The 23180-nt window shown below is 57.1% G+C and carries 24 protein-coding genes; 5 read left to right on the top strand and 19 right to left on the bottom strand.

Annotated elements, in window-relative coordinates; translation table 11 throughout:
* Nucleotides 1-93: 93 nt before the first annotated feature.
* On the top strand, nucleotides 94-1671 hold the full coding sequence (locus tag ACFIO0_RS19020; protein WP_390911971.1) for a DUF5928 domain-containing protein: 1578 nt from the start codon (nucleotides 94-96) through the stop codon (nucleotides 1669-1671).
* A gap of 3 nt (nucleotides 1672-1674) precedes the next feature.
* Here the strand turns inward: ACFIO0_RS19020 and ACFIO0_RS19015 are convergent, their stop codons facing one another.
* The 9 genes from ACFIO0_RS19015 to ACFIO0_RS18975 form a co-directional block, all read right to left on the bottom strand.
* Nucleotides 1675-2325 carry a DUF1523 family protein gene (locus ACFIO0_RS19015; RefSeq protein ID WP_390911970.1) on the bottom strand — a complete coding sequence of 217 codons (651 nt, stop codon included), beginning with the start codon at nucleotides 2323-2325 and terminating at the stop codon, nucleotides 1675-1677.
* An 11-nt stretch (nucleotides 2326-2336) separates the two neighbouring features.
* On the bottom strand, nucleotides 2337-2603 hold the full coding sequence (locus tag ACFIO0_RS19010; RefSeq protein ID WP_390911969.1) for a hypothetical protein: 267 nt from the start codon (nucleotides 2601-2603) through the stop codon (nucleotides 2337-2339).
* Nucleotides 2604-3950: a DUF6638 family protein gene (locus ACFIO0_RS19005; RefSeq protein ID WP_390911968.1), complete on the bottom strand. Its 1347-nt coding sequence runs from the start codon at nucleotides 3948-3950 to the stop codon at nucleotides 2604-2606.
* A 1-nt stretch (nucleotide 3951) separates the two neighbouring features.
* The gene (locus tag ACFIO0_RS19000) at nucleotides 3952-4554 is read right to left on the bottom strand and encodes a DUF2971 domain-containing protein (protein ID WP_390911967.1); all 603 of its coding nucleotides are present in this window, start codon (nucleotides 4552-4554) and stop codon (nucleotides 3952-3954) included.
* A 107-nt stretch (nucleotides 4555-4661) separates the two neighbouring features.
* Nucleotides 4662-6596 carry an AAA family ATPase gene (locus tag ACFIO0_RS18995; protein WP_390911966.1) on the bottom strand — a complete coding sequence of 645 codons (1935 nt, stop codon included), beginning with the start codon at nucleotides 6594-6596 and terminating at the stop codon, nucleotides 4662-4664.
* Between the two features lie 79 nt (nucleotides 6597-6675).
* The gene (locus ACFIO0_RS18990; RefSeq protein WP_390911965.1) at nucleotides 6676-7788 is read right to left on the bottom strand and encodes a hypothetical protein; all 1113 of its coding nucleotides are present in this window, start codon (nucleotides 7786-7788) and stop codon (nucleotides 6676-6678) included.
* A 2-nt stretch (nucleotides 7789-7790) separates the two neighbouring features.
* A complete protein-coding gene (locus tag ACFIO0_RS18985; RefSeq protein WP_390911964.1) occupies nucleotides 7791-8177 on the bottom strand; it encodes a hypothetical protein in 387 nt (128 codons plus the stop codon).
* Nucleotides 8177-9253, bottom strand: a complete 1077-nt coding sequence (locus ACFIO0_RS18980) for a hypothetical protein (RefSeq protein ID WP_390911963.1) — start codon at nucleotides 9251-9253, stop codon at nucleotides 8177-8179. Before ACFIO0_RS18980 ends, ACFIO0_RS18985 begins: the two co-directional genes overlap by 1 nt.
* Before the next feature lie 254 nt (nucleotides 9254-9507).
* Nucleotides 9508-10716 carry a M24 family metallopeptidase gene (locus ACFIO0_RS18975; RefSeq protein ID WP_390911962.1) on the bottom strand — a complete coding sequence of 403 codons (1209 nt, stop codon included), beginning with the start codon at nucleotides 10714-10716 and terminating at the stop codon, nucleotides 9508-9510.
* A 194-nt stretch (nucleotides 10717-10910) separates the two neighbouring features.
* On the opposite strand from ACFIO0_RS18975, the gene ACFIO0_RS18970 reads away from it, so the two are divergent.
* Both ACFIO0_RS18970 and ACFIO0_RS18965 read left to right on the top strand, forming a co-directional pair.
* Complete coding sequence (locus tag ACFIO0_RS18970; RefSeq protein WP_390911961.1) at nucleotides 10911-12386, top strand: succinate-semialdehyde dehydrogenase; 1476 nt, start codon at nucleotides 10911-10913, stop codon at nucleotides 12384-12386.
* Between the two features lie 5 nt (nucleotides 12387-12391).
* Nucleotides 12392-13435 carry an AbrB family transcriptional regulator gene (locus tag ACFIO0_RS18965; RefSeq protein ID WP_390911960.1) on the top strand — a complete coding sequence of 348 codons (1044 nt, stop codon included), beginning with the start codon at nucleotides 12392-12394 and terminating at the stop codon, nucleotides 13433-13435.
* Between the two features lie 54 nt (nucleotides 13436-13489).
* On the opposite strand, the gene ACFIO0_RS18960 is transcribed toward ACFIO0_RS18965, so the two are convergent.
* The 7 genes from ACFIO0_RS18960 to ACFIO0_RS18930 all read right to left on the bottom strand — a co-directional run bounded on the left by ACFIO0_RS18960 (nucleotide 13490) and on the right by ACFIO0_RS18930 (nucleotide 20094).
* Nucleotides 13490-13957: an Hsp20 family protein gene (locus ACFIO0_RS18960; protein WP_390911959.1), complete on the bottom strand. Its 468-nt coding sequence runs from the start codon at nucleotides 13955-13957 to the stop codon at nucleotides 13490-13492.
* 148 nt (nucleotides 13958-14105) lie between these two features.
* The gene (locus ACFIO0_RS18955; RefSeq protein WP_390911958.1) at nucleotides 14106-14921 is read right to left on the bottom strand and encodes a trypsin-like serine protease; all 816 of its coding nucleotides are present in this window, start codon (nucleotides 14919-14921) and stop codon (nucleotides 14106-14108) included.
* On the bottom strand, nucleotides 14918-15718 hold the full coding sequence (locus ACFIO0_RS18950) for a trypsin-like serine protease (protein ID WP_390911957.1): 801 nt from the start codon (nucleotides 15716-15718) through the stop codon (nucleotides 14918-14920). The genes ACFIO0_RS18955 and ACFIO0_RS18950 overlap by 4 nt, the downstream gene beginning before the upstream one ends.
* A 114-nt stretch (nucleotides 15719-15832) precedes the next feature.
* A complete protein-coding gene (gene glcF / locus ACFIO0_RS18945) occupies nucleotides 15833-17155 on the bottom strand; it encodes a glycolate oxidase subunit GlcF (protein WP_390911956.1) in 1323 nt (440 codons plus the stop codon).
* 12 nt (nucleotides 17156-17167) lie between these two features.
* Entirely contained in the window at nucleotides 17168-17533 is a 366-nt protein-coding gene (locus ACFIO0_RS18940; protein ID WP_390911955.1) for a hypothetical protein, read from the bottom strand.
* Complete coding sequence (locus ACFIO0_RS18935) at nucleotides 17530-18627, bottom strand: FAD-binding protein (RefSeq protein ID WP_390915369.1); 1098 nt, start codon at nucleotides 18625-18627, stop codon at nucleotides 17530-17532. Before ACFIO0_RS18935 ends, ACFIO0_RS18940 begins: the two co-directional genes overlap by 4 nt.
* Before the next feature lie 18 nt (nucleotides 18628-18645).
* A complete protein-coding gene (locus ACFIO0_RS18930) occupies nucleotides 18646-20094 on the bottom strand; it encodes an FAD-linked oxidase C-terminal domain-containing protein (RefSeq protein WP_390911954.1) in 1449 nt (482 codons plus the stop codon).
* Nucleotides 20095-20183: 89 nt separating this feature from the next.
* Between ACFIO0_RS18930 and ACFIO0_RS18925 the strand changes: the two genes are divergently transcribed.
* Together ACFIO0_RS18925 and ACFIO0_RS18920 are read left to right on the top strand one after the other, a co-directional pair.
* Entirely contained in the window at nucleotides 20184-20882 is a 699-nt protein-coding gene (locus ACFIO0_RS18925) for a DUF599 family protein (protein WP_390911953.1), read from the top strand.
* A gap of 37 nt (nucleotides 20883-20919) precedes the next feature.
* Nucleotides 20920-21267, top strand: a complete 348-nt coding sequence (locus ACFIO0_RS18920) for a hypothetical protein (protein ID WP_390911952.1) — start codon at nucleotides 20920-20922, stop codon at nucleotides 21265-21267.
* Here ACFIO0_RS18920 and rlmH read toward each other — a convergent pair.
* From rlmH to ACFIO0_RS18905, 3 genes are all read right to left on the bottom strand, one after another.
* Nucleotides 21264-21734 carry a 23S rRNA (pseudouridine(1915)-N(3))-methyltransferase RlmH gene (gene rlmH, locus ACFIO0_RS18915; RefSeq protein ID WP_390911951.1) on the bottom strand — a complete coding sequence of 157 codons (471 nt, stop codon included), beginning with the start codon at nucleotides 21732-21734 and terminating at the stop codon, nucleotides 21264-21266. The genes ACFIO0_RS18920 and rlmH overlap by 4 nt on opposite strands.
* Before the next feature lie 95 nt (nucleotides 21735-21829).
* Entirely contained in the window at nucleotides 21830-22210 is a 381-nt protein-coding gene (gene rsfS, locus ACFIO0_RS18910; protein WP_390911950.1) for a ribosome silencing factor, read from the bottom strand.
* 203 nt (nucleotides 22211-22413) lie between these two features.
* Complete coding sequence (locus ACFIO0_RS18905; RefSeq protein WP_390911949.1) at nucleotides 22414-23163, bottom strand: hypothetical protein; 750 nt, start codon at nucleotides 23161-23163, stop codon at nucleotides 22414-22416.
* Nucleotides 23164-23180 lie beyond the last annotated feature (17 nt).

Genomic DNA, 23180 nt, shown 5'->3' with positions numbered 1-23180 from the left:
GGCGCAAAAAAGCAAATAAATCCTGTTTATTCAATCACTCTTCACCTTTAACAACGTAAACAATCTTACGCAAAGGGGCAGTTCGTTTCCAATATGGCAAAAATCGCCTACATATTGCTGTGTCACAAGGATCCGGACGCCGTTATCAAGCAGGCGCAACGGCTGACTGCGGCTGGCGACTACATGTCGATTCACTTTGATGCCCGCGCGAATCCAGAACATTTCGCCAGAATCAAAGATGCGCTCAAGGATAACGAAAACGTCACCTACGCCCACCGACGCATCAAATGCGGTTGGGGCGAATGGTCGTTGGTCCAAGCCACGCTGTACGCGGTCGAATCCGCTGTTGATGCATTTCCACGCGCGACCCACTTTTACATGCTTTCGGGTGATTGCATGGCCGTCAAATCGGCGGAATACACCCACCAGTTTCTCGACGACAATGACGTCGATTTTGTCGAAAGCTTTGATTATTTTGACAGCGACTGGATCAAAACGGGGTTCAAAGAAGAACGTCTGATCTATCGCCATTGGTTCAACGAGCGCACCCAAAAACGGCTGTTCTATTGGTCCTTCAATTTCCAACGCAAGTTCGGGATCACCCGCGACGTGCCCGCGGACATTCAGGTTCAGATCGGCAGCCAATGGTGGTGTCTGCGCCGTCGCACGGTCGAATGGGTTCTCGACTTTACCCGCAAACGCAAAGACGTGATGCGATTCTTTCGCACGACCTGGATCCCGGACGAGACGTTCTTTCAAACCATCGTGCGCCACGTGGTGCCGGAAAGCGAAATCCGGTCGCGCACGCTGACGTTTTTGCTGTTCACCGACTACGGGATGCCGGTCACGTTTTACGACGATCACTACGATCTGTTGCTGTCCCAAGATTTCCTGTTCGCCCGCAAGATCAGTGCCGAGGCCAAAGATCTGAAACGAAGGCTGGGGTTGCTGTATGCGGCCGAAGGCGTGCCGTTCCAAATCTCGAACGAGGGCGCAGGGCTGTTCAAATTCCTGACCGGGCGTGGCCGGATCGGGCGCCGTTTTGCCACGCGGTTCTGGGAAACAGAAAGCACGCTGGGCCGTGAACGCGAATTGATGATCGTGATTTGCAAGAAATGGCACGTCGCCAAACGGGTGCTGGAACGCATTCGCCAAGTCACCAACGTGCCCGCCATCGAATACCTGTTCAACGAAGAAGACACACCGCTGCCCGATCTTGGCGGCATCCAGAAAACGCTGGGCAAACGCACGCGGCACCGGCGTGCGCTGATGCGGATGCTGTTTGATTATTACGAAACCGACCAGCTGATCGTCTGCATGGATCCGGGCAACATCGAATTGCTCAAGGATTTTGCCGAAGATCGTTCGGTCACGCGGATGCTGGAAATCGATTGCAATTTCTCAGAGGATTACCTGATCGGGCACGCGATGCGCGTGGGCCTTGCGGGGGATCAAACCTCGACCGAAACGCTAGACCGGCTGTTGCCGACCATTCGCAACGACATGGTTTTTGAAAGCGACCGTATCCGCGACGCGGGCTTTGAGAATTTTGCCCGCATGCGCGAAAGCGTCGATGTTGACGACAATGCCAAAGCGCTGTCGCGGTTCCTGTCGATCAGCGTCGAGCAAGGGCGCGAAATTGCGCAGGCCGAGTATTTGTTCTCGGACTGATCGCTATTTCGCCCGCCACGTATTGATCCAGCGCCGCACACGCCCGCCACGTTCACTGACAGCGTCACCCGCCGCATCCCAATTGTCCTGCATTTCCTCGAGCGCGGGATCAATTCGCGCCATGCGGAACCGGCGCCACCGCACCCAGATGAAATACACCACCATCGCAAACAGCAGCAGAATAAAGATGTTCAAGACCGGAATGCCCTTGGACGCGTTTGGCCCGTCGACGGGTGTGACGGAAATCGCGTTGGGAAAGATCGACAAAAATTCGTTGCGCCAGCCGTAGTGTTTGACGATTGCGTATTGCGGCGCGGCGGCGGTTGATTTGGCATCTGCCGCTTCGGCCTGCAGGTTGGATGTGTCGAATTTCAGGTAGGGCGGCCAACCCCAGCCCGTGTCCTCGTTGCGGTAGACCATGACGCGGTCATTGCTGGCCTGGCGCGACTGGATAAAGAACACATCGCGGTTCGCTGTTGTCCCGTCAGACCCAACATCCGCCGTCGCCCAAAAGATCGAATTTTCACCGAAATCAATCCGTTTTTCATAGGTGTCGGTGATCCGCACGATGTCTTTTTGCGGCAGTGTGTAGTGAAAGAATGATGCCACCAGAACCCAAAAGGTGATGATCAAGACCCATTTAATGTAGCGCATTTCAGGCCCCTTTAGGCAAAATTCGTCAGGTAGATGATCACGCACATAAGCACGAAGGGCACGACATACACCCCTAAAATCAGCTTGCGGCGCAATGATCCGTCGTAGTCGTCAAGCCCCTCTTGGACAAAGGCGTCGCGGTCGCCCTCCATCCCTTCTTCGTCCCATTCCACGCCCAGTTTGGCGCGGCGTTTTGAGCGCGAATATAGCGACAGGCAGATGTAGATCACCGATAAAACGATGAATCCCATGAACAACAAACGGGCCAGTGCAAACATTTATTTTCTCCTTACCGCGCCCCAAGGTCCAACCCGGTCAATCAGATCACGAGGTGGCGGGGCAACATCATCTACCATATTTGGGGCATGCCCGAAAAGGGCGGCGCGCGCACCTGCTTTGTCGCTTTGGTATTCCGCCTCGAGATAGCGGGCGACGTAGTCTTTTTTGGTGTCCGGCCAGCGCGCGTAGGTCCGGTAAAACAGTTCCTTGTGGCAGATGAACAGCTGGCGAATATCGGCGGGGCACAGGTCTGCCAGCAGCATGTTCACAAGGTCGGCGTCGGGGTGATCTGCCGCGCGCAAAGTGTAGAAATACGCCGGATGATCCGAGGTGATTTTCGGCCACGTGCCCCCGTGTTTTGCCCACGCCACCAGCTTGGCCAGCGCGTGATAACTATCTGGCAAAAGATGCGCATTTTCGCGGGTCAGGCGGCGCATTTCGCGCCCTGTTGCACCGGTCAAATCGATGCCCTGATCGGCGATTGTGTCGATCAGAATGAACTCCATCTTTTGGGACAGGATCGCGGCGGCATCAGTGCCCCGCGCCTTGACGATGGGTTCGACCAGATCGTTGAATTCAAGGAACTTTGCGATGCGATTTCGCTCGCTCAGATCAAAGGTGTATTTGACTGGCAGATCCTCTAGCCCGTCCTTTGAGGTCGAGGCGATCACCGCGGGGTGGTCCATGCCTTGGAACAAATACAGCCCGCCGAAATGCGCGGTCCAAAAGTTGGATTGCTCAAACGTTTCGGATTTCAGGCGCACAGGATTGCGCCGCGTGTCGCCGGTTTTGGAGGCAAGGCTGATCATGTCGGCGATCAAAACGTCGTCGAACCACGCGTCCTCTTTTTCCAGAAATGTGTCGACTTTGGTGGCCAGATCGTTGGCCGATTGCACGGTGCCCGTGGTCGTGTCCGCCTCGATTTTGATCGCGCGAATGTCAAACAATCGGGCGGGGGTCGAGACGTCGTAGACCGAATTCACCAACTCGCCTGCCACAGCGTCACGGGCGGTGAGGGCGAACAACTGCGCTTCGTTTTCGTCGATGAAATGGCGCAGGATCGTGCGCGAGGTCGAGAATTTGGCGTTGAGCAACGGCGCGCGTTTTTGATCTGTGGACAGCAGGATAAACTGGCGGTTCACCCCTGCGTGGTTCAGGTATTCGGGATCGTTCAGTTCATCCCCGACCTCGGGCGCAAAGCCGGAAATGTCGATATGGAAATCGGTGAGTTGGGTGGTTTTTCCGGTGAGATGTTTGAGCGCACGATTGTAGCGTTCGACCAATGCGGGCGAAGAGACGTGGAACAGGTTGCCAAACATAAGGCCGCGTTGGATGAGGCGTTTCATTCTATTTCCAGCACCGTTCTTCACGCTGACTAGTCATATGAAACTTGGTAAATGCGGGACGGCATTGGAAAAATTCTAGGTTTTGCTCCCTAATTTCGGATTCGAAATCACTCTTCCCATGTTGAGGCTTTGGGCCGTTGATTACGCCGATAGGTTTAAAGTCTTCTGTAAAGTTAAGGAATTTCATCGTTACTTTATTGATAGTCACATCAACAATGTTGGCATTATTCTCAAGATTGCAAAACAAGCGAGCTTCGCTTTCGTACCGCCACGCTGAGAATTTTTTGGAACAAAAGTCAAAAAAATCTTGCCCATCAGATGGTCGTGGAAAATAGAAATCGTCCTCATGAGACAACCGATCGGGAATGTATTCGACCTTTGTGAAATCCTTTTTCGGAACCGAGAAAACAAGACAGGCACCTGTCCCACTGCTTCCATAATGCGCCCACATAAGTGCTTTCCGCCAACTATGAGACAGGCAAATTAAGCCGAATTTCCCTTCAATTTCCAATAACCAAGTTCGATGTTGTTGTCGAACCGAACGCGACTTCATTGAAAAGGACGCCAGCTCAAAAACATCATTGCACTTGTCAAAATTGGACACTTTAATTCTCCGACTTCGCAAGTTGCTAAGGGCATGCTCAGAGCTTGTGAAATAGAATAGATTGACCCGATCTGGGTCCGCAGACTTGGTCCAAGCTGTCATACTACTCACTTACTCTCTCCCAAAAACCGCTTCTTCGCCTCGACCTGACGGCCCATATCCCGCACCATCGCGTCCACAGCCACCTCGTCCGACTTATCCGCATAACGGAACTCGGAATCCGCGTAGCGGTTGATTTCTTGCACCACCATGTCCACCGTGATCGGCTGGCGCAGTTCTGAAATCATGCCCTTCTTGGTGTCGTAGTCTTTGAACAGGAACAGGTCGGGTTCCTCCATCCACTCGTCCGGCAATTCAAAGTCCATCGCCCGCACTTTCACCGCATCCGTGATGTTCTTGATCGCGCGGCCGGTGAACCTCTCGTCTGCCTCTTGGATGCCCTTGAGGTACGTGCCCAGCTTGGCAATCGTGTTCAGCTCGCCGATGTCCGACGACACACGGTCGAACACTTTCACGAGGCCCGCCTCATGGGGGCGGGCGTGGCTTTCAAACGATTTGGCAACGGCAGATTTAATCTCCTGCGCGCTGAAAACCTCATGCGCGCCCGTCGGGATGTCGTGGTTTTTGCCCATCAAAAGATACAGGATGTCGATGTAATCGTCCCGCGTCTGCGGCCCGTCCACGAGGAACCGCGCCCCTGCCCGTTGGCGCAATGCGTCGTCGACGTTTTCAGGGTAGTTCGAGAACATTCCAAACGTGCAGTTGCCACGTACAACTGTATTGGCCCCCGCAAAACTCTCCATCAAAACAGCTGTGATTTCCAGTTGCCCAGCACTAGATTGCCGATCACCACGTTTGCCCGCAAGCTGGTCGATGTCGTCAATCGTGCCAAAGCCGATCACCGATGGATCCAGCACATTGTTGATAAACGCCTTGGCATTTTGCCCCGATTTGCCCTGATAGCTATCGATATTATCGGTGCTCAGGTTTTGATAGCGAAACGGATAACCGGCGGTCGTGCAGTAGTCATTCACCAGCCCCGCCATCATCTGGATCAGCGTGGTTTTGCCCGTCCCCGGCTTGCCATCCCCCATGAAGGTAAAGATGAAACCACCCAGTTCGGCGAACGGGTTTAGGCGGCGATCAAAGTCGTAGGCCATCAGCATTTTGGACAGCTTCATCGCCTGGTATTTGGCGATATGGTTGCCGACAACTTCGTTCGGTTTCTTGAACGACATGGTTAATTTGGTCGACTTGGCCTTGGACGCGGGCGAAAAACCGGCGACGGCAAAATCATCCGCCTCGACCCGCCAAGTCGCGTTTGTGAACGCCTCAAGCCGAGGGGCAGCTTGGGCGCGCAAGGCAACCTTTTCCATCAACGCCTCGGCAAAGCCTGCGACAGTCGCAACCAGCCGCGGATCGTCGCTGGCAAAGGCCGCGATGTCCTGATCCAATTCCCACAATGCGCCGTGCAACGCGGTCTGGCCATTGTCGGTCAAAACCTCTTCAACGTCGCCCAATTCAACGGTCACTTCGGACAGATGCGCAGACAGCAAATAGGACGTGGCATTGCTAAAAACATACAACGTGATCAACGCCTCGGCCGCTAACAGTTCTGAAAACTCGGACCGCCGCGCCTCCGCCAAAGACCCCTCCAAATTCGCGCGCTTTAGATTACCCAGACCCGCCGCTTCTGCGTAATTCTCGGCCACAGCCATCGCGATAGAAACCGCCCGACGCAACGCATTCATCACGGTCGCTTGCAACGGGGAAACCAACGCATCCCCCTCATCCGCGCCTTCAATCCGGGCCATCACCTGAACCGAACCCACAGGGGCAGAACGACGCGCTACCAACCCCGGCGTGGTCGATCGAAACCGTCGCCGCGTGCCAATTCCAGAAGATTTTTCGACCTGCTTTTCGTCCACAGCTTTGCCAATACGCGGCGCGTGATCGAACCCCTGCAACATGGCCAGCGCCATCGCGTAATGCTTGATAATGTCGCTCTCGCGCAACTCCATCTGATCCGAAGTCTGGCTCATTTTCTGCCTCCCTTAAACACGCAACTCAAACACGACCCGCTTGCATTTTGTCTTGATCAAAAATACTCAAATTCCACGCTCAATACCGCAGCACACGCCCCTGCGGGCTGACCACAAACTTGCGCACAGACGCGAACCCCGGTGGGTCCAATTCTTCGAGCGCTTGGTACGGACGTTGCGGCAAAATAATGCTGCGTTCCATGCGGGTTGCGCCGGTTTCAGCGCCCCGTCCTGCGAACGGATCCAGCGCAAAAACTTCGCGCTCCACCGTTGAAAACCACCCTTGGCGTTCCTCGATCACACGCTCGCTTTGCAGCTCTTCTTCGGTCCAAACCAGCGCCCAGTCTTGCCCCGCAGGCGCGCGCGCTTGCGACAGCACATCAGCCATCGGACCGGACTGTTTGGTGAACGCGTCCGAGTACATTGGACCGACGTGAAAGCGGCGCAGCCGTTTGGGATGCAGGTCGTCAAAATCCTCGTCAAAGCCTTTGGCAATCGTCATCAGTTTCAGCCCCGCCAGCCCCTGCGCCATCAGATGCGCTTGCACTTCGGGCCAGCGGCGTTGGTCCTTGGGCAGGGCGACTTTGCCGGTGTCCTCCAGCTCCATCATGTAGATCACCGGCAGGTTGATCTGGGAATCATAGACCGCCCAATGGATCAGGAACTTACGGCGCTGGTCGTCGTTGCCTTGCCAAATTGCTTCGGGATCATTGCGCGCCCAGAACAGATCACCGCGCAGCAGTTCCTCGTAATAAAGCCGTTGCGACAGCGCGAATTGCAGCTTTGTCGGGATTTTGCGTTCGCCCAAAATCACGCCAACCATCTGCGATTTCAAATCGGCCTCAGAGGGCATCTGCGCGAGGTGCCGTTCAGCCTGTTGCGCGTCATTCGCCATGCTCAGAATTTCGTCTGAGGCCGGAAACCCGCTCTCGCGTGTGTCGATATTCAGCGATCCAAAATATCGCCCCGTGTCGCGCCCGACCAGCAGGTATTTGTAGCTCAGCGCCCGAAAGGTAAAGTTCAACGCCGAGGCATAGCGCGTCAGGATATTGACTTCATCGCGGCGCAACTGCCCCTCGACCTCCATCACGCCTGCGACCCGCGCCATGTGGAGCAAGATCGCCTCGAACTTGCGGAAATATCGGCGCGAGGCGAATAGGTCCTTGAGGTTTGAATTATCGGTTTGCGACATCGTTATTTAGGCATCCTTTGGGCATCTGTGCCATCAGAGTTCAATCGGTAAACGACCCGGTCCCAAAACCTTAAGTTATAGCGGTCACGCAAATGCAACGGGGCATTAGGATTGGCAGCGCCTAGGAATTGTAGTTGCCGAGACCGACGAAATTGAATTCCAAAAAACACACCAAACAAACCCGTAAAAATTACTGGTAAGAGCAGCAAGAACTGCCCCATTTGGAAATCAGAATCAGGGCCGAGAACCGTTACTTTCTTGCCGAGAACTCCGCTGATCGTTAACGTACTCTGTCCAGTCATCAGCATTGGCAGCACAAAAATGACTGTCGATAATGCGGCAAACAGGAAACCAGTTATGCAGCCCGTTCTTATTTCTGCTTTGCTCATCACCCACCATACTGGTTGCTGTCATGCTTCTCGATGATCTTGGCAAACCGGCGGGCAAAGCGTTCATCCGCCTTGGCCTTTTGCTCCAGCACATCGCGGGCAAAGACCATGTGATCCTCGTGCGCTTCCATCATTTCGGCCATGCGTTTGTTGGTGGCAGACCCAATCGCGGCCATCGCGGTTTGCGCCTCTTGATCGGTCTGCACGCCGATCTCGTTGATGCGGTGCGCGACGTCTTGTTGCTGCGCGGTTTTCAACGATTTGGTCAGCGCGTCGTACAGAACCACACGCTGTTTGGTGTCGGTTTCCAGCTTGTTAATCAGCACCATTTGCGTCGCCGCCTGGTTTTGCAATGAATCGATCCAGGTCTTGCCCTTTTCGATGTAGCGTTCCAGCGTTTGGGACTTGGCCAGCTTGACCTGTTCGTCCTGCACCATCGCGTTGTACTGGGTGTTCAATGCGGCCAATTCCGTTTCCAGCTTGGTGCGCGCAGCAGCATCTTGCTCGGTCGAAATCTTGTTCTCGACCGTGATGATTTTCGGATCCATCGCTTGGATATCTGCCTGCAACGCCGACAATTCCTGAACCGTAAATTCACGCTCGTCCAGCGTCTCGGTCAGGTTGGTTTCGACCTTGATCTTTTGTTCCTCAAGCATCGCCAGCTGTCCGGTCAACAGTTGCACGATCACGTCGGATTTGCTGATCAGGTCCTGCAACTTGTCGTCGATGGATGCGGTGCGCACACGCTCTTGACGCATGCTGTCGGACTTGGCGCTGGCAAAAATACCAACAATGCTTTCCCAACCGGTCTTGTTGCGCATCTCGTCAAAGTCTTTGGAAAACGCGGATGTCACGTCATCCAGCCCCATAATCAGCTCGGCGATGTTGGCGTTCATGACGTCGGTGTGGGCATGCACATCCTCAAGCGAGGCGTTTTCAATGTCGATCATCGCCTCGTCACCCGCCGTCATTTTGGCGCGCGCCGTTTCAATCCGGCTGGTCAGTTCCGCAATTTTGCTTTGCGCCTGAGCGACCTGCGTCTGGGATTCCCGTACCTGCGCGTCAAAATTCGCCATCAAATTCTCCTGTCTTTCAAACTGTTACGTAGCATATAGGCAATGTTAAGTCGATTTACATCACCCAACAGCCAATTTCCCGACAAGTGTTGCAAAATCAAGGAAGGTTGAAAAGGAATAAGGGGCACTGCGGGATGCAAGGTCAGGAAATCCCGACCCGCCACCCCAAGCGCCAAACCAAACGCCGGATGGCGTTTGTAAACATCGTGTGGCGCGGCACGCGCCTCGTTTGGATCACGCGCCGCACCGTTGTTTTAGCCAACCACGTTAAAGTCCGGCCCGTAGGGGTAGCCCGTGATGTTTTCGGCCCCGTCTTTGGTGATCACCAAAATGTCGTGCTCGCGGTAGCCCCCCGCCCCCGCTTGGCCCTCCGGCAACGTCAGCATCGGCTCCATCGAAATCACCATGCCGGGTTCCAGCACCGTGTCGATGTCTTCGCGCAGTTCCAGCCCCGCCTCGCGCCCGTAGTAGTGCGACAGCACGCCAAACGAATGGCCGTAGCCAAAGGTGCGGTATTGCAGCAGGTCGCGTTCCTCAAAGAACGTGTTCACGCCGGCGGTGACTTCAGCGCAGCTTGCCCCCGGTTTCAGCAGCGACATGCCCAGCTCATGGGCTCCGATGTTGGCCTCCCAAATCGCGCGGCTGGCGTCATCGACCTCTTGCACAAACAGCGTCCGTTCCAGCGCCGTGTAGTAACCGGAAATCATCGGGAACGTGTTCAGCGACAAAATATCGCCGCGCTGCAATTTGCGCGCGGTGACGGGGTTGTGCGCGCCGTCGGTGTTGATGCCGGACTGGAACCAGACCCACGTGTCGCGGTATTCCGCGTCCGGGAACATCGATGCAATCTCGGCCTCCATCGCGTCCCGCCCCGCCATCGCCACGTCAATTTCACGAGCACCGACTTTGATCGCGTCGCGCACCGCGTAGCCGCCCACGTCAGCAACCGCAGCGCCGGCGCGGATCAGCGTGATTTCAGCCTCGGATTTGTGCATCCGTTGCAGCATCGTCGTCTCGTACAGATCGACCTTGGACGCAGGCGCAAGGAACCCGTCCAGCTTGGCCATTTGCAGCAGGCTGATGTGGTCGCTTTCGTAGCCAACAACCGCACCGGCCCCTGTGACCGACAAAATCGCCCGCCAATAGTTGTCGCGCACCCAGTCTGTGTAGGTGATGTTGTCGCACCACGAACGGCGCCACGGCTGGCCCGCATCAATGCCAGCGCTGATGCTGACGCATTCGGTTTCAGTGACAACCAGCGCGTAGGGCCGCCCGAACGCGCAGTAGGTAAAGCCCGAATAATAGGACACGTTGTGCATCGATGTCAGCACTGCGGCGCTGCACCCGAGGGCGGCCATCCGCGCACGCAAGCCTGCAACGCGGCCTTCGTATTCGGCAACGGAAAACTGCAACGGGGCTTTTTGCCCGTTGTGGAAACGGTGGAAATTTGGACGTGAGGTCAAGTCAGACCCTCCTTTTCAGAAAGGTCCCGGCGTTCAGGACATAGATTTATGATACCCCCGCGCGACGCCATCGGGCAGGTGCATCCAGCCTTAGAACCAACTGTGCATTTGGGTCAAGCAATTCCCGTCACACTGGACAAATCGTCAATTCCTTGCTTTGGGTTTCCCCAACACATTGCCGCAAAGGACATCCCATGCTCGATACAGCCACAAACCTGAAATCCATGCTTAACGACCCTAGCCTGCTGGAACCCCGCGCCTACATCGGGTCGGGCTTTGTGGACGGTGACAAAGGCACGTTTGACGTGACCAATCCGGCCCGCGGTGACGTGATTGCGCAGGTCGCCGACCTTAGCCGCGCACAGTTGGCCGGGGCCATCGCGCAGGCCGAAGTTGCCCAAAAAGAATGGGCACACTGGACGGGCAAAGAACGCGGCGCAGTTTTGCGCAAATGGTTCAATCTGATGATGGAAAACCAGGACGATCTGGGCATAATCCTGACCGCTGAACAAGGCAAACCACTGGCCGAGGCCAAGGGCGAAATCGCCTACGGTGCCTCGTTCATTGAATTCTTTGCCGAAGAAGCCAAACGCGTCTACGGCGAGACTATTCCGGGCCATTTGCGCAACGCGCGCATCACCGTGTTGAAACAACCCATCGGTGTTGCCGCATCGATCACGCCGTGGAATTTCCCGAACGCGATGATCACGCGCAAGGCCGCACCGGCTCTGGCCGCTGGCTGTGCATTCATCGCGCGCCCCGCCGAATTGACGCCGCTGTCAGCAACAGCCATCGCGGTGCTGGCGGAACGCGCGGGTTTTCCAGCCGGTGTGTTCCAAGTCGTCACGACGTCCGATGCGTCCGAGACGGGCAAAGAATTCTGCGAAAATCACGCGGTGCGCAAGTTGACGTTCACAGGATCGACCCAAGTCGGTCGCATCTTGCTGAAGCAAGCCGCCGACCAAGTCATGAAATGTTCCATGGAACTGGGCGGGAATGCGCCGTTCATCGTGTTCGATGACGCCGATCTGGACGACGCCGTCGCGGGTGCCATGATGTGCAAATTCCGCAACGCGGGCCAAACCTGCGTCTGCGCCAACCGCATCTACGTGCAGGCCGGCGTGTACGACGCATTTGCCGCCAAACTAAAGGTCGCGGTCGAGGCGCTGACTGTCGGCGACGGGTTCGAGGATGGTGTCACAACCGGCCCGCTGATTTCGACCAAAGCCGTCGAAAAAGTCCAAGACCACATGACCGATATTCTGAACAATGGCGGATCAATCCTGACCGGCGGCGAACCGCACTCATTGGGCGGCAGTTTCTTGCAACCCACCATCGTCACCGGCGTCACCCAAGACATGAAAGTCGCCCAAGAAGAGACGTTTGGCCCGCTCGCGCCGCTGTTCAAATTCGACGACGTTGACGACGTGATCGCCATGGCAAACGACACGATCTTTGGTTTGGCCGCCTACTTTTACGCCAAGGATCTCAGCCGCGTTTACAAGGTGTCCGAGGCACTGGAGTACGGCATCGTTGGCGTCAACACCGGCATCATCAGCACCGAAGTCGCCCCGTTCGGTGGCATCAAACAATCGGGTCTGGGCCGCGAAGGCAGCCACCACGGCATCGAGGAATTCCTCGAGATGAAATACATCTGCATGTCGGTCTAAGCCACTTGGTCGCGCTGCCACCCTCCGCCCTGGTCACGCTCAGAACACTGGGCGTTGGTGTGCTGGGCATGTTGGTGGCGCGGCTGTTGTCCTTTCCCATTCCCGAACTGACAGGTCCCGCTTTGGCCGTCAGCATTGCCGGTCTTGGGGGTATGAAAATTGCCCTTTCGGGGTTGCTGCGCGACATCGCTTTTGTGGTGCTGGGCATCAGTATCGGGGCGGGCATGACGGCGGAAACCACGCAGATGCTGCTGCGTTTGCCACTGGTGTTTCTGGCGCTTTCGCTGTCCACGATCCTTGCGATGCTGGTGGTGTGGCGCCTGTTGGAGCGGGTCTTTGGTTTTGATGCGCAAAGCGGGCTTTTGGCGGCCTCGCCCGGTCACCTCAGCTTTGTTCTAAGCATCAGCACGCAATACGATCTGGACGTGCAGCGCATCGCGATTGTGCAGTCGATCCGGCTGCTGGCGCTGACTTTGCTGACGCCGCTGGCGGCCGTTGCGATGGGCATCGATGCCCCGACAACTTTTGGCGCAACAGGCACCCCGATGGCGCTGTGGATGATCGCGGTTTTGGCCGTCTTGGCCTATCTCGCCAGCCTGGTTTTGAACCGTTTGCGCGTACCGGCACCCTTGCTGATCGGGGCCATGTTGGTGTCGATGATCGGGCACGGGTTTGACGTCACCCCGGGGCAAGTCCCCAATCAAATGGCGCTGCCCGCGTTCGTCATTTTGGGCACGCTGATCGGCACCCGTTTTGGCAATGTCAGCCTGTCGGATTTGCGCCGCTCGGCTTGGGTCGGCACGCTTGCGACCCTGATCACGGCGACAATCGCGTTCGGGTTTGCCATCGCAACCGCATGGGCGCTTGGCCTGCCAATCCAACACCTGATGATCGCCTTTGCGCCGGGCGGATTAGAAACCATGGTCGCGATGAGCGTGGCGTTGGGCATCACCCCCGGCTTTGTCGCGGCGTGCCATTTGGCGCGGTTACTGGTGCTGTCGGTGCTGGTGCCGTTGCTGTTCGCACGCGCGTCACAACGGACAAAATAAAGGCCCCAAGCCGGGAGGGAACTTGGGGCCTTTGAGATCGTTAAGGTACGAGGGTTAGTTCACGGCTTTGGCGTCAACCACGTCTGTTTGGATCGCCTTTTGACCTGCAATCTGGATGCGACGCGGTTTCAGCGCCTCGGGCACTTCGCGTGACAGATCGATGTGCAGCATGCCGTCCGCGTGGGCCGCGCCGGTCACACGAACATGGTCGGCCAGATGAAAACGCCGCTCGAACGCACGGGTGGCAATGCCACGATGCAGGAACTTTTTCGCGGCTTCTTCGTCAGCTTTTTTGGCCGTCACAATCAGCGCATTTTCGCGGACTTCGACGTTCAGATCAGCCTCTCCAAAACCGGCGACTGCGATCGAAATACGGTACGTATCATCGTCCGTTTTCTCGATATTATACGGGGGGTAGCTGTTTTGCGCGCCTTCATTCGTCAGGACCCGATCCATCAGGTCTGCGATTTGGTCAAAGCCAACAGTGGCGCGGTACAGCGGTGCAAAATCTAGTGTTCGCATAGGTTTATCATCCTCATTCATGAGCAATTTTACGTTCGGACCCTCCTGATCGGACAGGCCATTTTGGTGTCGGCACCCTAATCAGGCATACCGATGAGTATGATGTGGGAAGGATTTTTTGCAGTTCAAGACCTAGGCGAAAACGCTCTCAGGACCCCGGCGCTTTGACGAATTTTGCGCCTGTCGTGGCGTTGCCTGATCCGACACTGAGACGTCTGATACGCGCTATGGGTTTAGGGCCTGATCCGGTGCGCAGGATCGTTTTCAATTCGGCCACCAAAGGCGGCAAATACATGCCAAGCGCGATCTTTTTGCCGTTGTGCATCGTCATCCCGCTGATCACAGACACCACGCGACCCCGCCCGTTCAGATGCGAAAACACCGGCGCGCCGGAGGATCCAAACGTCACATCGCAATCGAACGCCAGCACGTCATTTTGACGTTCCAACATCTGACATTCGCGTTGGCGCGACTGGGCATCGGCGCGCCCTTTGCCGTAGGAAACGACGCTGACGGGACCTGTCGTGACCCTGTCGTTGTGCAGGGCGAACCAGTTCAGTTCCGAACTTGGGATCGGGTCAGCCAGACGCAAAAGTGCGACGTCATGTGACACGTTTTGCATGTTCATCGGGCCGTTCGGATCAAACCCGGGATGGGCGACCAGTTTCGAAATACCGCGAACGGCGGCGGCTTGGCCTTCGCGCAAACCCGCCCGAAAAACGAGGTTTTCCGCGCCGTGCGCACGCCCCGTGGCGCTGTCGTAAACGCAATGTGCGGCCGTCAAAACCGTGTCTGGCGCGATCAATGTTGCGGTGCAAAATCCACGACCCGCCAGTTCCAGACGGCCAACCGCCTGCCAATTTAACGCTTCGTTTTCGGTACCTAAACGTTTTAAATCAGTGGTTTGTGCCTGTGCGGTGACGCCAAGCAGGCACAAAAGAACAGCTAGGCCAAACCGCATCATGGTTTGATGAACTTTGCGCCCGTGTCGTGGCGTGCGCCGTTGACGCCCACCCGAGGTGTCTTTGCCACCTTCTGAAACACGCCTTTTCCAGCAACCATTTCGGCCTGCAATCTGGCCAGCGGCGCGCCTAATCCGGTCCCGAGCGATACCTTGTCGCCGTCGACTTCAGCCTTGGCGGACACGATCGAAACGATGTGTGCCGCGCCGTTTTCCATCGTGAAAATTGGCGCGCCCGACGATCCGAAATCGACCGAACATGACGTGACCAAAACGCCGTCTTGGCGGGCCAGAACGGTGCAGACTTCTTGTAAGGACGGGGCGTCTGAGCGGTCTTTGGCGTAGCTGACGACACCAACCTGATCGCCTTTGCGCGGGCGGGCTGCTGTTCCAAATGGGGTGATCGTTGTGTTGCGAATGGGGCGTTCAAGTTCGAGCAACGCCAGATCATTGCGCACCCGTTCTGACGATACTTCGCCGTCAAAAATGTACTCAGGATGCACAACAGCGCGGCGCACATTGCGGTAGGCAGACGCGCGGCCATTGCGCCAACCCGCAAGAAATTCGATGGAGACGGGATCGATGCGTTCGTTGGTGTCTTTGTCGAACAAACAGTGTCCTGCGGTCAGCACCAAATTGGGCGCAATCAGCGCACCTGTGCAAAATCCGGAACCGCCAATGTCGAGCCGCCCGACGGCTTCCCAGGCGCGGCCATCATCGCCCGTGTCCAAGCGGCGCAAGCGCGCGTCCTGCGCAAAAGCGGCAGACGTAACGACAATCACCATGATAGAAAGAGACATCCAGCGACGCACAAGCCGATCCTTTAACAATACCTGACCGCTTTAGTGTCAACTTAAGGCAAAATTAGGGCAATCGCTGCGTGCATCTGAAACGCACCGTTTCCGATCGGCGGATTATCGCAGGATAGGAACCTGCGGTGCCGGGTTTTCTGCGCGATCCAACGCGGATGGACGTGGCCCGCCTGTCGCCCAATCAAGCAGTTCGACCGTGTGCACAACCGGCACGCCAATCGCCGACCCGATCTGCATCATGCACCCGATGTTGCCCGCCGCGATGATGTCGGGGTTCTTGGCCTCAAGGCTGCGCACCTTGCGTTCTTTCAGCTGCTTGGAAATCTCGGGCTGCATCAGATTGTACGTTCCGGCCGATCCACAACACAGGTGCGAATCTTTGGGCTCGACCACGGTGAACCCCGCCTTTTTCAACAGGTCCTTGGGATAGGTTTTGATCTGCTGGCCGTGCTGCAACGAACAGGCCGCGTGATAGGCGATGGTCAGCGATTTGTCGGCCCCGTCGGTCATGTCCAGTTGCATCAGAACTTCGCTGACGTCCATCGCGATATCGGACACGCGCGCGGCGTCTGCGGCCAGTGGATCGTTGCGAAACATGTGGCCGTAGTCCTTGACCGTGGTGCCGCAACCCGAGGTGTTGATGACGATCGCGTCCAACCCGTCGCCGTCCATTTCGTCAACCCAAGCGGTGATGTTTTTGGCCGCCGTCGCGTGGCTTTCGCTGGCTTTGCCCATGTGGTGGGTCAGCGCGCCGCAACAGCCCGCACCTTTGGCCACGACAACCTCGCACCCCAACCGCGTTAGCAAGCGGATCGTGGCATCGTTGACGTCAGTGTTCAGCGCCTTTTGCGCACAGCCGGTCATCAGGGCCACACGTTTTTTGCGCGGCTGTTCGGGCGCAAAGGTTTGCGGATCATCATTGCGGCTAACCGGCGGGATGTGTTTGGGGGCCATTTCCAGCATCGCACGCACGCGCACATCAGGGATAAATCGCGCAAACGGGCGGCCGATTTTCGCCCCGAGCAGCGCCACACGAAACCGCATCGGGTAGGGCAAAATTCGCGCCAGCACCCAGCGCAGGGCGCGATCACTAAGGGGTCGTTTGTAGTTCTGTTCGATGTAATCGCGCGCGTGATCGACCAAATGCATGTAGTGCACGCCCGAAGGACAGGTCGTCATACACGCAAGACAACTCAGGCACCGGTCGATGTGTTTGACCGTCTTTTCATCCGGCACACGTTCGTTTTCCAGCATGTCTTTGATCAGATAAATCCGGCCACGCGGGCTGTCCAATTCATCGCCTAACACTTGGTAGGTCGGGCAGGTCGCCGTGCAAAAACCGCAGTGCACACAGGTGCGCAAAATCTCGTTTGAACGCTCGATTGCAGGGTCTTTCAGCTGCGCGGGGGTGAACATCGTTTGCATTTGCTGAAATCCTTAAACTGTCATCAATCGGGCCGAAGCCAGTCCGAACCACGGAATAGTTGTGCAGAGCACGCCGATAATTGCGGTCCAACGGCGCATGCCGTCACCGGGGTCAATCGCGCGAAAACGTTGCACCATCAGGGCCAAAATCGCGATCCAGGCGGCCCACATCAGGGTCATGCCCGCAAAGGTTTGCACAGGGTCGCGCCCCCATCCATTCGTGCCAAACCGCAAGGCAAGGCCGATACCCAAACACCCGGCTGTGATCGCGATTAGCGCGCGAAATTGCCGCCAAGTTGGTGTTGGTCGGATCAGCGCGAAAAATACCATCGGGCCGACAACAAACACCAAGAGAAAAATCAGGATGAGGGGGATCATGAGCCCATCAATCCAGCGTTCAGAATGCCACGTGGATCAAAACGTTGGCGCAATCCTTGGCTAAGCGTGGCGACGCCTGCGTCTTCGGGATGGAACCGCGCCTGTCCTGAACCGCGCACCAAAGTTGCGTGGCCAGCGATGGGCCCAAGGCGCGCGCGCAAATCTGTGCCCGGCGCTGTGCACAGCCACACGAGGCCCCCCGCCCAGTCGAATAACGCCGCCTCGGCACCTGATGATTTAACGATGTCGGGGCCTGCGGATGGCTTGACCGACACGCGCCAGACGTCGCCGGTTGCCCCGTGAAACGCGGTCACATCGCGCACGTCTTGCCACGCGGCGTTCGAATCTTCGGACACGGACATTTCGGTTCCAAATCGGGCCAAGGCCGTGCGCAATTGTTCGATGCGGTAGGCAACGGATGCTTCAAATCCTTCGACGCGGATCATGGTGACACCTGCGTCTCCGCCCGGAATGTGGGCAGCACCAGTGACGTCATAAGGTGATCCGAGCGCCGCTGCCATCGCCTGCACCGCGCTGTCATTGTCGAGCCCGTGAACCATCAGCGTGGCTTCGGTTTCGGGCATCGGCAACACCTTGAGGGACACTTCGCTAAGCACCCCAAGTGTGCCGTGACTGCCCGACATCAGTTTAACCAGATCGTAGCCGGTCACGTTTTTCATCACGCGGCCACCGTTCTTGATGATCTCGCCCTGCCCGTCGACAAACCGCACGCCCAGCGCAAAATCGCGCGCAGCGCCGGCCTGAATGCGGCGGGGTCCACTGATGTTAGCGGCGACCAGCGACCCCATCGTCGGGGTGCCTTTGGTGTCCAGCAAACCGCGATGGTCCATCGGTTCAAAGGCAAGGCGCTGGCGTTCTTTGGCCAATGCGGCGTCGACCTCGGCCACCGGCGTGCCCGCCTTAACCACGATGGTCAAAGCGCCCGGTTCATAGAGTTCGATCCCGCTAAGGCCAGCCGTGCTGAGCACGTCGCCGTCCACCGCCATGCCACGCGTGCCGCCGCCTTGAATGGTCAGTGGGCCTTTGGCGTCGGCCACGATTTGCGCAAGCTCGGCTTCGCTGCCCGGTGTCATCATCTTTGTCATGTCAAATTACTCTGCTGCGATAGCGTCGGCGCGCCGTTCTTGAGACGAAGCCAGCGGGAAAACCTTGGCCGCGTTCAGCAACCATTGCGGGTCAAACACGTCTTTGACCGCCATTTGCGCCTCGAGGTCGGCAGGGGCGTATTGATAGCCCATCAGGTCGCGTTTTTCGATGCCAACGCCGTGTTCGCCAGTCAAGCAACCGCCCGCATCAACGCAAAGTTTCAGGATTTCGGCGCCCATGTCCTCGCACAATTCAAGGTCGCCTTCTTTGTTTGCATCAAACAGGATCAGCGGGTGCATATTACCGTCGCCTGCGTGAAACACGTTGCCGACTTGCAGGCCGAACTGTTCTGACAGCTCGCCGATCCGGCGCAAGACCATCGGCAGCGACGACACAGGGATCGTTCCATCCAGACACATGTAGTCGCTGATCTGACCAATCGCGCCAAAGGCGGATTTGCGGCCCAACCAGATTTTCGCGCTTTCTTCGGCGGATTTGCTTTCACGAATTTCGACGGGGTCGTGGCGTTTGGCGATCTCGACGATGCGGGACAGCTGGTCGTCGATTTCGGCCTCTGAGCCTTCGACCTCGATGATCAACAACGCGTTGCAATCGGGATAGCCCGCCTTGGCGAAATTCTCGGTTGTTTCGATGCACAGACGGTCCATGAATTCAATCGCGACCGGCAAAACGCCTGCCTTGATGATGTCAGACACGCATTCGCCTGCGACCTCATTGTCGTCAAAGCCAACCAGCACGGGGCGCGCGCCTTCGGGTTTGTGCAGGATGCGCAGGGTGGCTTCGGTCACGACGCCTAATTGCCCCTCGGACCCGCAGATCAGGCCGAGCAAATCCAAGCCGCCTGCGTCCAGATGCGCGCCGCCGATGGTGACGACACTGCCGTCCATTTTGACCATGGTCACGCCCATCAGATTGTTGGTGGTCACGCCGTATTTCAAGCAGTGCGCGCCGCCGGAATTCATCGCGATGTTGCCCGCAATGGCGCAGGCCAACTGGCTGGACGGATCGGGGGCGTAGAAAAACCCGTCTTCCTCAACCGCGCCGGTGACGGACAAGTTGGTGCGCCCCGTTTGGACGCGCACGTAGCGGTCGGGGTAGTTGGTTTCCAGCACGTCGTTCATCCGCGCCACGCCCAAGATCACGCAATCGGCTGTGGGCAATGCGCCACCGGCCAGCGAGGTGCCTGAACCACGCGGCACAACTGGCACGCCCTCTTGGTGGCAGATGCGCAAAACGTCCGAGACTTCACGCGTCGTTTCGGGCAACACGGCGGCCATCGGCGGGCAGCGATAGGCGGTCAGCGCGTCACATTCGTAGGCGCGGGTTTCCATCGGATCATGGATCACTCTGTCCGCGGGCAAGACTTCCATCAAGCGTTCGACCACACGCGATTTGCGGGCGATCACGGATTTGGATGGGACAGGCATTTCCATAGCAGAATCCTCTGACTTTCAATTTGGTAAAATAATATTACCAATTTTGGCGATTGGCAAGTTCCTTGCCTGCGCGTTATGACCGCAGCATGACTTGGACTGATCGCATCGCCTTTTTTGCCCCGCTCGATTTCGCCGCTGTAACCCTTTTGATTGCGGGGTGGCTGTTGATCGGGTGGTGGATTGATCGACCCTCGCAGAAGAACCCGTCTGTGTCTAATCTAATGGCGTCGTACCGGCGCGAATGGATGGAGCAAATGGTGACGCGCGATCCGCGTATTTTTGATGCCCAGATCCTTGCCAGCCTGCGCCAAGGCACGGCGTTTTTCGCATCGACCAGCATGATCGCAATTGGCGGCACGCTGGCGATGATCGGCAATGGCGACAAAATCAGCGGCATCGCGAATGAATTGATTTTGGCCAGCGACCCCGCCTTTGTGTGGGAAATAAAACTGATCTTGATTGCGCTGTTGTTGACCAACGCGTTCCTGAAATTCGTCTGGAGCAATCGCCTGTTTGGCTACACCGCCGTGCTGGTCGCCTCTGTCCCCAACGACATCACCGATCCGCGCGCCGTGCCGCGCAGCCACCAAGCCGCGGCCGTCAGCATCACAGCAGCCCGTGGGTTTAACCGTGGTTTGCGATCGGTCTATTTCGCCCTGACCACGGCGGCGTGGTTGGCAGGCCCAGTGCCGTTGCTGTGCGCGACCGTATTCACGCTCGGGGTTATCTATCGCCGCGAATTCGCCTCTGTGTCGCGGCGCATTTTGATGGACACGCAGGCGTGATTTTGCATCCTGCCTGTCAACGCGGTATCCTGCGGCCATGAAACATTTTTTAGCATTCATTTTGCTGGCAACCGCCGCGCAGGCCGAAGCCCCACAAATCACCAAAGTGACAGCGATCGAACTGGGTGGGACCTGGCGCTTTGACGTGTCGATCTTGCATCCCGATACCGGATGGGATCACTACGCCGATGGCTGGCGCGTGCTGGACATGAACGGCAATGAACTGGGCCTGCGGGTCTTGGCGCATCCGCATGAAAACGAACAACCGTTTACGCGGTCATTGTCTGGTGTTGCGATCCCGAAAGGCACCAAGCAGGTTCAGATCCAAGCGCGCGATTTGCCCGGTGGCTGGAACCCGGACACGACAATCGTCACGCTGGACTAAGTGCGATGATACGGCGCGCCGCCCAGGATTGACGCGGCGCGGTACAACTGTTCGGCCAGCATCACGCGCACCAGCATGTGCGGCCAGACCATCGCGCCAAAGGACAGCTTGTGATCGGCTTGGGCGCGCAGCGACGGGTCAATCCCGTCAGCCCCCCCGATAATGAACGCGACATCTGATCGACCGGCATCGCGCCAACCGCCAAGACGTGTTGCAAACGCAGGCGAGGTTTCAACCTTGCCCCGTTCATCCAAACAGCAAATCAGTGATCCTTTGGGCAAGGCGCGACGCAGTAGGTCTGCCTCGGCCCCCATGCCCGCATTTTTGCGATCCTCGACCTCGATGATCTTGGCAGGCCCAAGACCCATGCCACGGCCAGTGCGATCAAATCGGGTAAGGTAGTCGTCGATCAGCTCTGCTTCGGGGCCAGCGCGCAGCCGGCCCACAGCGCAGATATGAACGCGCATTTCAGACTGTCCAATTCTTAAATGTCACAGCATCGCGGTTTGTGGTCATAACAACAGACAGCGAAAAGCGGGACAATAACACTTGGAAACGTGTCCTAGTTGCTGGCCGGAGTGTCCACGACAGTGTCCACAACGCCCGGCGTCCACATTTCTTCTAGTCGATAGAATTCGCGCACTTCGGGGCGGAAAACGTGGACGATCACGTCGCCTGTGTCGACCAAAACCCAGTCGCCTGTGTTCTTGCCTTCTAGGCGTGAATTGCGACCGAATTTGGCTTTTAGACGCTCGATCAGCTTTTCTGAAATCGCGGCCACCTGGCGTGACGAACGACCAGAGCACACGACCATGTAGTCGCCGATTGCCGTTTTTCCGCGCAGATCAATCTGCACGACGTCTTCGGCTTTGTCGTCGTCAAGCGAGGCGAGGATGGCCTCTAGGATTGACTCGCTGTTGGCATCGGCAAAAACAGAGCTCATGTGAGCAGCCGCGTTTGCATCAGTGGATTGAACCACGTCGGATTGGACTGACAGGACATTGTCCTCCTAAGGAAGTGCGCCGACTGGTCCCCGGCACTGGGATATATGCAATTTAGCAAGGCGCATACGACATTTCAATGACGCAGCACCAGTGCCAAACGCAGATGATATTGCACCTGCGCGCTTTTGCGCACAGCCCGTGCTTATTGCGCCGCAACTTTTGACGGGTATTGCCGGGCATAGGCGGCGCGCCACAGCTGTTGAACACCGCGTATTTTAGCAGGATCAAACCGGTCGGTGTGTTCCCAAATTCGCCCGTCCGGCACGACGTAGTTTAACGCGGCCTCAGCGTCCAGCGCGGTGGCTATGTGTTCAGACGCGCTGATGGTCGGTGTCGGGGTGTCTGACAGGGCGGACGCGGTTCCGCGCGCAAAGCATAACACACTGGGATCATTGGAAAGATTGACGCAAGCACAGCCCTGTTGTGCGGATAAAAGCGTAAGACGCATGGCGCTGGCAGTCAAATCTTGTAGGCTGACATCAGCGCGCAGCGGGTCTGGCGTGCCGGTTCCGTAAAAATGTGTTGGCCCCGTTTGGGCATAGATCATGTCACATCCGATAAACGCCAGCACCCGTGGTTTCAGGGAAAACAGCGCCCAATAGGCGGCCGTGAACGCCATGGTGGCACCGCCAAAAACAAAGCCACCAAAGGCGTTTTGGGCAGGCACGAATTGGTCCGCTTCGATCAACCTTTGGCGTGGCGATACGGACACAGGCATGCGGTCGGGCGCAAAATCTTCGGGGAAAATCAGGTCGTCCCAATCGCTGCGCACCCGCCACGCGTTGTTGATCGCAACGATTCGCCCCAAACGGGATTTGTCCCACGCCGCACAGTCGGGCGCGTTGGGGCCGCTGCCAACAATTGTCACAACTTCGCTTTGAACATCAGTCATCGCGGACCCTTTGAACG

It is taken from the genome of Pseudosulfitobacter sp. SM2401, from assembly GCF_042932805.1.
Taxonomy (GTDB): domain Bacteria; phylum Pseudomonadota; class Alphaproteobacteria; order Rhodobacterales; family Rhodobacteraceae; genus Ascidiaceihabitans.
Note: the sequence above shows the minus strand (reverse complement) of the source record. Positions and strands in the feature narration are given on the sequence as shown.

Bases quoted from the DNA above. Each gene is read 5' to 3' on its own strand.
- ACFIO0_RS18935 (WP_390915369.1), bottom strand. From the start codon at position 18,627: ATGACACCGGGCAGCGAAGCCGAGCTTGCGCAAATCGTGGCCGACGCC.
- ACFIO0_RS18940 (WP_390911955.1), bottom strand. From the start codon at position 17,533: ATGATCCCCCTCATCCTGATTTTTCTCTTGGTGTTTGTTGTCGGCCCG.
- ACFIO0_RS18985 (WP_390911964.1), bottom strand. From the start codon at position 8,177: ATGAGCAAAGCAGAAATAAGAACGGGCTGCATAACTGGTTTCCTGTTT.
- ACFIO0_RS18930 (WP_390911954.1), bottom strand. From the start codon at position 20,094: ATGGAAATGCCTGTCCCATCCAAATCCGTGATCGCCCGCAAATCGCGT.
- ACFIO0_RS18960 (WP_390911959.1), bottom strand. From the start codon at position 13,957: ATGCGAACACTAGATTTTGCACCGCTGTACCGCGCCACTGTTGGCTTT.
- ACFIO0_RS18990 (WP_390911965.1), bottom strand. From the start codon at position 7,788: ATGTCGCAAACCGATAATTCAAACCTCAAGGACCTATTCGCCTCGCGC.
- ACFIO0_RS18905 (WP_390911949.1), bottom strand. From the start codon at position 23,163: ATGACTGATGTTCAAAGCGAAGTTGTGACAATTGTTGGCAGCGGCCCC.
- ACFIO0_RS18920 (WP_390911952.1), top strand. From the start codon at position 20,920: ATGAAACATTTTTTAGCATTCATTTTGCTGGCAACCGCCGCGCAGGCC.
- rlmH (WP_390911951.1), bottom strand. From the start codon at position 21,734: ATGCGCGTTCATATCTGCGCTGTGGGCCGGCTGCGCGCTGGCCCCGAA.
- ACFIO0_RS18955 (WP_390911958.1), bottom strand. From the start codon at position 14,921: ATGATGCGGTTTGGCCTAGCTGTTCTTTTGTGCCTGCTTGGCGTCACC.
- ACFIO0_RS19005 (WP_390911968.1), bottom strand. From the start codon at position 3,950: ATGAAACGCCTCATCCAACGCGGCCTTATGTTTGGCAACCTGTTCCAC.
- glcF (WP_390911956.1), bottom strand. From the start codon at position 17,155: ATGCAAACGATGTTCACCCCCGCGCAGCTGAAAGACCCTGCAATCGAG.
- ACFIO0_RS18980 (WP_390911963.1), bottom strand. From the start codon at position 9,253: ATGGCGAATTTTGACGCGCAGGTACGGGAATCCCAGACGCAGGTCGCT.
- rsfS (WP_390911950.1), bottom strand. From the start codon at position 22,210: ATGAGCTCTGTTTTTGCCGATGCCAACAGCGAGTCAATCCTAGAGGCC.
- ACFIO0_RS18970 (WP_390911961.1), top strand. From the start codon at position 10,911: ATGCTCGATACAGCCACAAACCTGAAATCCATGCTTAACGACCCTAGC.
- ACFIO0_RS18925 (WP_390911953.1), top strand. From the start codon at position 20,184: ATGACTTGGACTGATCGCATCGCCTTTTTTGCCCCGCTCGATTTCGCC.
- ACFIO0_RS19010 (WP_390911969.1), bottom strand. From the start codon at position 2,603: ATGTTTGCACTGGCCCGTTTGTTGTTCATGGGATTCATCGTTTTATCG.
- ACFIO0_RS19015 (WP_390911970.1), bottom strand. From the start codon at position 2,325: ATGCGCTACATTAAATGGGTCTTGATCATCACCTTTTGGGTTCTGGTG.
- ACFIO0_RS19020 (WP_390911971.1), top strand. From the start codon at position 94: ATGGCAAAAATCGCCTACATATTGCTGTGTCACAAGGATCCGGACGCC.
- ACFIO0_RS18995 (WP_390911966.1), bottom strand. From the start codon at position 6,596: ATGAGCCAGACTTCGGATCAGATGGAGTTGCGCGAGAGCGACATTATC.
- ACFIO0_RS18950 (WP_390911957.1), bottom strand. From the start codon at position 15,718: ATGTCTCTTTCTATCATGGTGATTGTCGTTACGTCTGCCGCTTTTGCG.